The organism is Clostridium sp. UBA1056 (assembly GCA_002316385.1).
Lineage (GTDB): Bacteria > Bacillota > Clostridia > Clostridiales > Clostridiaceae > Clostridium_J.
Genome location: DCDL01000054.1, coordinates 157280 through 167150 on the forward strand (window position 1 = coordinate 157280; position 9871 = coordinate 167150).

Genomic DNA, 9871 nt, shown 5'->3' on the forward strand with positions numbered 1-9871 from the left:
TTATTTTCTGTTTTAGTATGTATGAATAGTATTTATATTTTATTTCCTTAATAATTATTGCCCTATAAAAAATTTATATATAAAGTAATTAAAGGTTTGAAGATATTTCATCTTCGGGCCTTTAATTATTTTTAAGAAGGTTATTAATAAAAATTAAAAGCATATACCAGCATTGTCTAAGGAAATTATAATCTCTTTAATGGCATTAACTGTATACAATACATCTTCTTCAGCATTAAATGGACCAAAGCTGAAGCGTACTGTTCCATTAGGATAAGTACCTAAGGTTTTATGAGCTGATGGAGCACAATGAAGTCCACATCTTACAGATATGCCATAGTTTTTAGATAACATATAGGATATTTCCCCATTATCGCCTTCTGGAAAATCAATGGATACTACAGGAGTTCTATTTTCTACTGAAGGTAGACCGAAGATTTTTATGTCTTTAATATCTTTGATATTATCTAAGAACAGTTGAGTTAATTTCATTTCGTGTTCTCTGATATTATCGATTCCTTTCTCTTTTAAATACTTTAAAGAAGCATTTAAACCAAAAATTCCAGGAATGTTTATTGTACCACCTTCAAATTTGTCTGGCATATAATGAGGTTGAACTTCGTACTCAGAAAAGCTGCCAGTACCGCCTTCTATGAGAGGATCAGTTACTTTAACCAATTCATCTTTTATTAAAAATCCACCTATACCTTGAGGTCCAAGAAGCCCCTTATGGCCAGTGAAGCATAAAATATCGATATTCATTTTCTTCATGTCTACTGTGATAGAGCCAGCAGTTTGTGCTGTGTCTGCAATGAAATAAATGTTATTTTCTTTGCAAAACTTACCGATTTCTTCATAAGGCATAATTGTTCCACATATGTTAGAACTGTGAGTCATTACTATAGCTTTAGTGTTAGATTTAAGATATTTATGTAAATCTGATGTATTTAACTCTCCTAGTGAATTACAGGGTACCATAGAATATTCTATACCTTTATCTTTTAGAGCATTTAAAGTACGAAGAACGGCATTATGTTCCATAGAAGAAATAATTACATGGTCACCAGGTTTTAAGAATCCCTTTAAAATAACATTGAGACTATGAGTTATATTTCCAGTAAAGATTACATTTTCAGGTTTTGAAAAATTAAATAGTTCACATAATAATTCTCTAGTCTCATATACTACATTTTCTGCATCAAAAGAGCTATCATAGCTACCTCTATTTACGTTTCCACCTACATTAACTATATAATTGGTCATAGCTTCGGCTACTGAGCTAGGTTTAGGAAAAGATGTAGCACCATTATCTAAATATACTTTTCTCATAATATCCCTCCTGAAATCTATATCACTTTATAGTATTGTGAAAAATTAAGTGAAATTATTCATTTAATTAACAAATAGATAAGTCGATATCTATTTGTAATAAAAATTTAATAAAATTATAAAAATATGTTAAACTTTACTTGTAATTAAATATTATCAAATATATAGGGGGGAGTAAAGCATGAAAGAAAAAAGAGGCATAATTTTAGCCGGCGGAATTATTGGTTTGTTATCTGTAGCTTTAGTGTACTTTGGAAACCCTAAAAATATGGGAGCATGTATAGCTTGTTTCTTAAGAGATACAGCAGGGGCCCTTGGTTTACATAGAGCTGAAGTAGTACAGTATATAAGACCAGAAATTATAGGAATAGTTTTAGGTGCATTTATAATTGCACTATTTACAAAAGAATTTAAGGTAAAAGGTGGTTCTTCACCATTTTTAAGATTTATTCTTGGAGCAGTAGTTATGATAGGTGCTCTAGTATTTTTAGGTTGTCCACTTAGAATGGTTCTGAGAATAGCAGGTGGAGATTTAAATGCCATAATAGGATTACTTGGATTTGCAGCAGGAATATTTATTGGAATCCAATTCTTAAATGGAGGATTTACTTTAAAGAGAAATTATAACTTAAATAAAGCTGAAGGATATTCAATGCCAGTTATAGCAGTAATGTTATTAGTATTATTAATATCTGCTCCAGCATTTATATTCTTTAGTGCAAAAGGTCCTGGTTCTATGCATGCACCAATATGGATTGCTTTAATAGCAGGACTTATTATAGGAGTTGTATCACAAAGAACAAGACTTTGCATGGTAGGGGGAATTAGGGATTTAATCATGTTCAAGGATAGCTATTTAATGTGGGGGTTCATAGCTATTTTCGTAGTTACACTAGTAGGTAATTTAGCATTAGGATATTTTAAATTAGGTTTTGTTGAACAACCTATAGCTCATAATGATGCACTATGGAATTTCATGGGTATGTTAGTTGCAGGATGGGGTTCAGTGCTTTTAGGAGGATGCCCATTAAGACAGTTAATACTTGCAGGAGAAGGAAATGCAGATTCTGCAATTACAATTATGGGAATGATTGTTGGAGCAGCTTTTGCTCACAACTTTGGATTAGCATCTTCAGGAGAAGGCCCAACTGGTAATGGAAAAATTGCAGTATTTATAGGAATAGCAATCTTATTAGGAATCTCTTATTTCTGCATGAATAAGTCATTTAATATTAATGCAAATAAGTCTGAAAAAAAAGGTGGTGTTTCTATTGGTTAAAATAGATGCAAGAGGAATAAGCTGTCCTCAACCAGTATTGATGGCTAAAAAAGCATTAAGTTCAAATAAAGAGGGGTTTGAAATATTAGTTGATAATAATGTAGCTAAAGAAAATATTTCAAGATTTATTAAAAATGCTGGTTTTAGAGCGGAAGTTTCAGAAGTTGAAGAAGACTATTTAATAAAGGCAATTAAATAGTTATGCAGTATATTGGAGTTTTTTTCACTCATTCAGGAGCTATAAAATATCATAGATATTTGAAAAGGCTAGAGATAGTCAATGAAACTATGCCAGTGCCACGAAAGATTAGCTCTAACTGTGGAATAGGGGTAAAATTTAAGACAGATAGAGATATAAATAATATGATAACTGAAGAAATTGAAAAAATATTTAAAATAGATGATAATAAAAATATTCTTGTATACGAGTGTGAATAAAGTAAAAAAGAATCTATCTGTTAAAAGGTAGATTCTTTTTTATTTATTAGGAATAATAAATTAGTAAATAAGATTTTTAGATTTATCCGATGACTACCAGCTCTAATACTCCCATCTTCTTCAAAGTGGGAGTAAAGAGCTGGTACGTCCCTGGATAACGATTTCNNAGAATTCTGTTAGTAAGCTTCACTGGGAGTAAAAACTCCCTCTGAAGCAAAGAACTCTGTTTATATATAGCTAGTTATGTGATATAAAGAATATATATGTAAATTCATATTACTATGCTAATAGAGAGAGGTGTTATCTATGGGAGAAAAGGTATCTATTTTAGTGGTAGAAGATGATGTAGATATAAATGGTTTACTATGTAGAATTCTTAAAAAACAAAACTATGAAGTGAGTAGTGCATATTCAGGCAGTGAAGCTAAAATGTGTATTAATATGTATAATTATGATTTGATACTTTTAGATTTGATGCTTCCAGGATTAAGTGGTGAGGAATTAATAGAAGAAGTTAGAAAGACTAAGACCATGCCAATTATAATTATATCTGCAAAAACTGAGCTTTCAGATAAGGTTAAATTATTGAAATTAGGAGCAGATGACTATATTACTAAACCTTTCGAGATAAGTGAAGTAACAGCTAGAGTTGAGGCACAGCTTAGAAGGTATAAGAAGTTTAATCATATAGAAGATACTGAGCAACTTCTAATTTATAAAAATCTAGTACTTGATAAGGAAACTATGAAGGTCACAGTAAATGGAAGTGAACTTATATTAACGGTAAGAGAATTTTCTATACTAGAGCTTTTATTAAAACATCCTAAAAAGGTATTTACTAGAGAAAACTTATATAAAAATGTATGGAATGAAGAGTTCTATGGAGAAGATAATACTGTAAATGTACATATTAGTAATATTAGAGCTAAGATTTCAAAGTTAGATAAAGAAACCGAATATATAAAAACAATTTGGGGTGTAGGTTTTACCATGGCTGAGTAAACTAATATTATTATCTATAATATTAAGAATAGATTAAACATGATTTATAGAAAATATTTAAATAGTCATCAACTTTATGATTTCTTTAACTTTTCTTAAGTATTTATTGAGGTTTAAATTTTACAATAAAGACAATAGGAAAAGGAAAGGTTGATATTTATGAAAGAAAGTATACTAATTACAAGAAACTTAAGTAAAGCCTATGGAAAATTTCAGGCAGTAACGTCTACTAATATAAATATAAAAAAAGGACAGATATATGGATTAGTAGGAAAAAATGGCGCTGGGAAAACTACTTTATTAAGAATGATTGTAGGTCAAACCATGCAAACTAGTGGGGAAATTGAATTATTTTCAGAAACCACAGATAGAGGACTGGAAAGTTCAAGGAGAAGAGTAGGAGCAATGATTGAAACTCCAAGCTTCTTTCCTTATCTAACAGCAGCAGAAAATCTTGAATATTACAGAATACAAAGAGGTATACCGGGTTCAGAATGTATAGATCAGCTGCTTAAAGATGTAGGACTTAGCGATACTAAAAATAAAAAGTTTAAAAGTTTTTCACTAGGAATGAAGCAGAGATTAGGATTAGCTCTTGCAATGATGAATAATCCAGATTTTTTAGTTTTGGATGAGCCAATCAATGGTCTTGACCCAATGGGAATAGTTGAAATCCGTAATCTTCTTTTAAAGATAAATGAAGAGAAAAATGTTACAATAATAATTTCTAGTCATATACTAAGTGAATTAGCTAGCATAGCAACAGAGTATGGATTCATAGATAGAGGACATATGGTAGAGCAGATATCTGCAGAAGATCTTAAAGAAAAGTGCAAAGAATGTTTAGAAATAAGCGTAAATAACGCAGAAAAGGCTGCAGTTTTATTAGAAGATAAATTAAACTGCCATGAGTATGAAATACTACCTAATAACATAATTCGTATTTATAAATTTACAGATACACCTTCCAAGATAAGTGGTCTAATTGTTAATAACGGAATAGAGCTAAATTCTATGACTGTAAATGGAACTAGTTTAGAAGAATATTTTGTTTCATTAGTTGGAGGTGGTATCAATGCTTAATTATATTAAAAGTGAATTATATAGAACTACTCGTCGTAAATATCCATATATAGTAGTTGGAATCTTATCACTAGTATGTATTTTAGTGAACATATTGGCAGCATGGTTTATAAAAAAACAACCAGAAATTTTTAGGATATCAATATCTGAGATACTAATGATTTCAACAGGTATGTTTGGAATGATATATTATGCTGTAATTATGATTGTAGATATTGTATTTTCAGATGAATACAAGCATCAAACTTTAAAGAATACAGTATCCTTTGGAATTAATAGAACAAAGATATACCTAGGAAAGTTTATCTCAGAGGTAATTGTAGCTATAGTATCTTTAGTTATAGTTACTATTGTACTAATACTAAGCTCTTATATTTTTCTTGGTTCAGATGGAGCAACTACAGTAGAAGCACTTAAAAATTTTGGCACTAAACTTATTGCTGTATTTCCACTTTGGGTAGTAGGTCTCGCTATTGCAAATTTACTTGCCTTTAATATTAAAAATAACAATACACTTGCCTTTGCTTACTTAGGAGTTGTAGCTATATTTCCAGGAATAGTGTCAATTCTTGCAAACTTTAAAGATATATTTGTAAAGATACAATCAATTTTAGTTTCTAACCAGATAAAATTCATAAGTTCACAAGGGATTATTTCTGGTGGTGACATTGCAAAGTGCTATATATTAGGTATAATATATGTAATTTTAATAACAGCTATAGGAATAGTATCCTTTAGAAGAAGAGAAATAAAATAAAATATAAATAATATTTCATTTATCTATAAAAATATTTGAGTAATTATCCTATTCATGTAGGATAGATAGAGTTATCGTTATTAAATAATAATTTAAAAGATAATTCTTAGAAAGGAGCATTATATGATATATATAACTATTTTATTTGGTGGTATAGCAGTATTATTTATAGTGCTCTTTCTACTGAATTACTATAGTATTAAAAATATAAGCAAGGAATTGAAAAGTCTTAGAAATGTAGATACGAATCAACAGCTAAGACTAACTTCTCCTAATGAAAATATAGAGAAAATGATAAAAGAAATTAATCTAATATTAGAGATAAACCAGAATGATAGAATAAATCATGAGAAGAATGAGCGAGAATTGAGAAAGCAGATTGCAAATATCTCTCATGATTTGAGGACTCCTCTTACTTCTATCTTAGGGTATTTGCAGTTAATTAAAGATGAAACTACTAGTGAAGAAGAGAAGAGCGAGTATTTAAATATTATAGAAAAACGCTCGAAGGTATTACAGAACCTTATTACTAGCTTTTATGATTTGTCTAGATTAGAAGCGAAGGAATATGTCTTAGAACTTAAAAATGTTAATATTGAAAGTTTGCTAAGGGAAATTATAGCAGCCTTTTATAATGATTTCATTGATAAGGATTTTGAAGTATCCGTAGATTTACAAGAGAAACTACCAACCATAATTGCAGATGAAAATGCTATGATTAGAATCTTTACAAACATATTTCAAAATTCTTTAAAACATGGCTTTAAAACTATGGTTATTTCTCAAAGACAAGAAGCAGGAATGATTATTTCTACTTTTAGCAATAAAGTAGAGAACTTTGCAAAGGAAGATTTAGAACATGTTTTTGATAGATTCTTTACTGCAGATAGGATGAGAACTGGTCAAAACACAGGACTTGGCTTAACTATTGTAAAGAAACTTGCAGAAAGTATGGGACATGAAGTTTCTGCAAGTTTAGAAGATAATGTTTTTACTATTGAAGTTAGATGTAAATTAAGTTTATAATATACAATAAAAATATAAAATAAGGTTAAAGGAACATTTTTAGTTGAAAATTCAACTTTTGAATGTTCCTTTAATATATATTTATGAAGTGAATTAAAAGCGTAATTATTTATTCTTATACTGTTTCGAAATAAGCCAATTTAGATTAAAGTTGGGCTTATACTTTAATTATTGTTAGTAAATTAGCATGTTAAATAACTTAAGGTAATAGTATATGTATATATTAAAAATAAATAAAATTTAATGCAAATCTATATAGAGCTTATTCTTCCCAGCCCTTACAAACATCAATCCATTCTAGACTTTTAGAATATTTATAAAGGTTATCACAGCTAAGCTCGATGGCACTATTACTGCTACCGCAAGCTGGAAACACTGTATCAAATCGCTTAAGAGATATATCCGTATAGATTTTCACATTAGGGTTTCCTATTCCAAAGGGACAAACACCTCCAATGGAGTGACCAGTTAGCTGGATAACTTCATCAGGAGATAACATCTTTGCCTTCATTTTAAATTGAGTCTTAAATTTGCTATTATCAATTTTCCCATCACCAGCAGTAACAATTAAGATACAGCCTTCATCACTTTTAAAGGATAGAGTTTTAGCAATTCTTGCTGGGATTACATCAAGGGCAAGGGCTGCAAGTTCAACAGTTGCACTAGATACATCAAATTCTAAAATTTTAGAATCAAGATTCCATTGACTTAAGTATTCACGAACATTTTCTATAGACATTTTAATCCTTCCTTCCTTGGTATATCAGTTATTATATTGCTATGGCCTTCGCTAGTAATAATATTAAAGTGTAAGTTATACTAAAGAAGATAATGGATACATTATCCTTCATCAGTAATAATATTAAGGTGTAAGTTCTAAATTTTATCAAAGGTAGTTAAGTATTTTGTGAATTCATTAGCATATAAGTAAAGCTATATAAAGGGTTGCATTATAAACTTAGTTTTATAGGGAAAGTTTTATATACAGAAAAAGTTAAATATTTACCTATTAAACTATACAAAAAGTTAACATTTTAAAATTCTAACTTTTTAACATTTTAAAATGTTGCGTTAGCTATAGGTATTTAATGACTTATACCTCAGTATTTTAATGTTCTTTGTCATGAAGATACTTTACCATCATCACCTTTTCTTTTAGATTATAGCCACAATCTTTATATAAGTCTTGTGCTGCAAAATTTTTAGTTCCTGTTAAAATTCCTATATGATTAGCCTTATTTTCCTCAAAAATATCTTCTATAAATTTAATCATGGATTTAGCAATACCTTGTTTTCTATAATTATCTCTTACAAAAACCTCTGTGATTTCAGCATCCTTATAATTATAACAAATGGATTTAGTAATTTTTGCGCAGGCAAAAGCTATTGGTGAATTGTTTACTGTAGCAACTACAATAATTTCATTTCCCTAATGTTATCATTAGTTACAATTACATCATTAAATTCATAGTTTAACTGTTTAAGAGCATCTACATCTTCAGGGTCTGCTTTCCTAATTTTGAAGTTCAAGATAAATACCTCCTCTATAGGGAATATAGAAAAATCCTAATAAATAAAGTTTATTAATTTAATTTATCTCCATCTAAGAAATTAAATTTAATACAGAAATTTCATTTAAATAAAGAATATAGATCTTTAGCTATATTATATTACATTTTACTTATATAGGTATATAATTTTGATAAAAAGTAATAAAATGGTTTAAACATCTTTGAAAGTAAAATTACAAGCTGTATAATTAATACATAAATATGGTAATAGAGCTTAAGGAAACATATTAGCAATAAGTGTAGTTATATTTAGGTTTATTATGGTAATAAGTGGAAGAGGCTTAGAAAATAATGATAAAAGTCAGGAAAAATAGTATAATAAGCTAAGCAGGTTCTATAGAATTTTAGGATAGGAGGATATTTATGGAGACTTTTGACTTAATAGTTATAGGTGCAGGAATAAGTGGGATTATGGCTGCAGTTGAGGCTAAGTCTAGAGGAGTAAAAAAGGTTATTATTATAGATAGAGATATTGAGCCTGGTGGAGCGATGCTTTCATGTGTTCAAACAGGTTTTTACTATAAAAACATAAAAGAAAATTTAACAGCTCCTGAGTTAATATCAGAGTTAGTAAAGGATGCTTTAAATCAAGGAGTAATTATTAAGTGTGATACTACAGTTTTGGAATTAAAAAAGAATAAAGAAGTTGTTATAGTAAACAGTACTGAAGGAATAAATACCATAGCAGGAAGAGCCATAATTCTTGCAATGGGTTCTAGAGAAAGACCTTTTGGATATAAAAATATATTAGGATATGGAATGGCTGGAATTACAACAGCTTGCTCAACTCTAAAATATATTAATAGAAAAGGAGTACTGCCAGGAAAAAGATGCATTATTCTAGGATCTGATGATATAGGAATGCTTGCGGCTAGAACCTTGATTTTAGAAGGAGCAAATGTAATAAATATGATAGAAACAAGTAAATCTATTACAGCTGTGTGGAACAGTTCTAAGGAGTATATAGAAGATTTTAATATTCCTATATTATTTAATCATAGAGTTGTAAAAATATATGGTACTCACAGAGTTACTGGTGTTGATATAGTAGAATTAGATGAAAATTATAAAGCTATTAAAGAAACATGTACATATGTAGACTGTGATACCTTAGTATTATGTATGCATTTAAAGCCAGATACGCCTATAGCGGAAAAAGTAGGCATAGACGTAAATAAAGAGAATAGAGGAATATCTATTACGGAAGAAATGGAAACATCACAAAGAGGAATATTTGCTTGTGGAGCAGTTATTGATGGATATACTAATATTGAGAAGGTTATGAATGAAGGAAGATTAGCAGCTAAATATGCAACAGAATACTTAGGCATCTGAAAATAAATAATAAGTCAAAGATGGGAAGTATATTTTGAGTTAGACAAGGAA

Annotated in this window: 11 protein-coding genes; 8 read left to right on the forward strand and 3 right to left on the reverse strand. The window is 29.3% G+C overall.

Features of this window, described 5'->3' with window-relative positions; genetic code table 11:
• Positions 1-153: 153 nt before the first annotated feature.
• The gene (locus B3W71_RS13935) at positions 154-1329 is read right to left on the reverse strand and encodes an aminotransferase class V-fold PLP-dependent enzyme (RefSeq protein WP_346889533.1); all 1176 of its coding nucleotides are present in this window, start codon (positions 1327-1329) and stop codon (positions 154-156) included.
• A 181-nt stretch (positions 1330-1510) separates the two neighbouring features.
• On the opposite strand from B3W71_RS13935, the gene yedE reads away from it, so the two are divergent.
• The 7 genes from yedE (at position 1511) to B3W71_RS13970 (ending at position 6914) form a co-directional block, all read left to right on the forward strand.
• A complete protein-coding gene (gene yedE / locus B3W71_RS13940) occupies positions 1511-2608 on the forward strand; it encodes a YedE family putative selenium transporter (protein ID WP_346889534.1) in 1098 nt (365 codons plus the stop codon).
• Positions 2592-2807 carry a sulfurtransferase TusA family protein gene (locus tag B3W71_RS13945; RefSeq protein ID WP_346889535.1) on the forward strand — a complete coding sequence of 72 codons (216 nt, stop codon included), beginning with the start codon at positions 2592-2594 and terminating at the stop codon, positions 2805-2807. The genes yedE and B3W71_RS13945 overlap by 17 nt, the downstream gene beginning before the upstream one ends.
• A gap of 2 nt (positions 2808-2809) precedes the next feature.
• Positions 2810-3046: a DUF3343 domain-containing protein gene (locus B3W71_RS13950; RefSeq protein WP_346889536.1), complete on the forward strand. Its 237-nt coding sequence runs from the start codon at positions 2810-2812 to the stop codon at positions 3044-3046.
• 306 nt (positions 3047-3352) lie between these two features.
• Positions 3353-4048: a response regulator transcription factor gene (locus tag B3W71_RS13955; protein ID WP_346889537.1), complete on the forward strand. Its 696-nt coding sequence runs from the start codon at positions 3353-3355 to the stop codon at positions 4046-4048.
• 159 nt (positions 4049-4207) lie between these two features.
• A complete protein-coding gene (locus B3W71_RS13960) occupies positions 4208-5131 on the forward strand; it encodes an ABC transporter ATP-binding protein (protein ID WP_346889538.1) in 924 nt (307 codons plus the stop codon).
• A complete protein-coding gene (locus tag B3W71_RS13965) occupies positions 5124-5888 on the forward strand; it encodes an ABC transporter permease subunit (protein WP_346889539.1) in 765 nt (254 codons plus the stop codon). Before B3W71_RS13960 ends, B3W71_RS13965 begins: the two co-directional genes overlap by 8 nt.
• A gap of 123 nt (positions 5889-6011) precedes the next feature.
• The gene (locus tag B3W71_RS13970; RefSeq protein WP_346889540.1) at positions 6012-6914 is read left to right on the forward strand and encodes a HAMP domain-containing sensor histidine kinase; all 903 of its coding nucleotides are present in this window, start codon (positions 6012-6014) and stop codon (positions 6912-6914) included.
• Between the two features lie 262 nt (positions 6915-7176).
• Here B3W71_RS13970 and B3W71_RS13975 read toward each other — a convergent pair whose 3' ends face one another.
• Complete coding sequence (locus tag B3W71_RS13975; protein ID WP_346889541.1) at positions 7177-7653, reverse strand: YbaK/EbsC family protein; 477 nt, start codon at positions 7651-7653, stop codon at positions 7177-7179.
• Between the two features lie 369 nt (positions 7654-8022).
• Positions 8023-8334, reverse strand: a complete 312-nt coding sequence (locus B3W71_RS13980; RefSeq protein ID WP_346889564.1) for a GNAT family N-acetyltransferase — start codon at positions 8332-8334, stop codon at positions 8023-8025.
• Between the two features lie 514 nt (positions 8335-8848).
• On the opposite strand from B3W71_RS13980, the gene B3W71_RS13985 reads away from it, so the two are divergent.
• A complete protein-coding gene (locus tag B3W71_RS13985) occupies positions 8849-9820 on the forward strand; it encodes an NAD(P)/FAD-dependent oxidoreductase (protein ID WP_346889542.1) in 972 nt (323 codons plus the stop codon).
• Positions 9821-9871 lie beyond the last annotated feature (51 nt).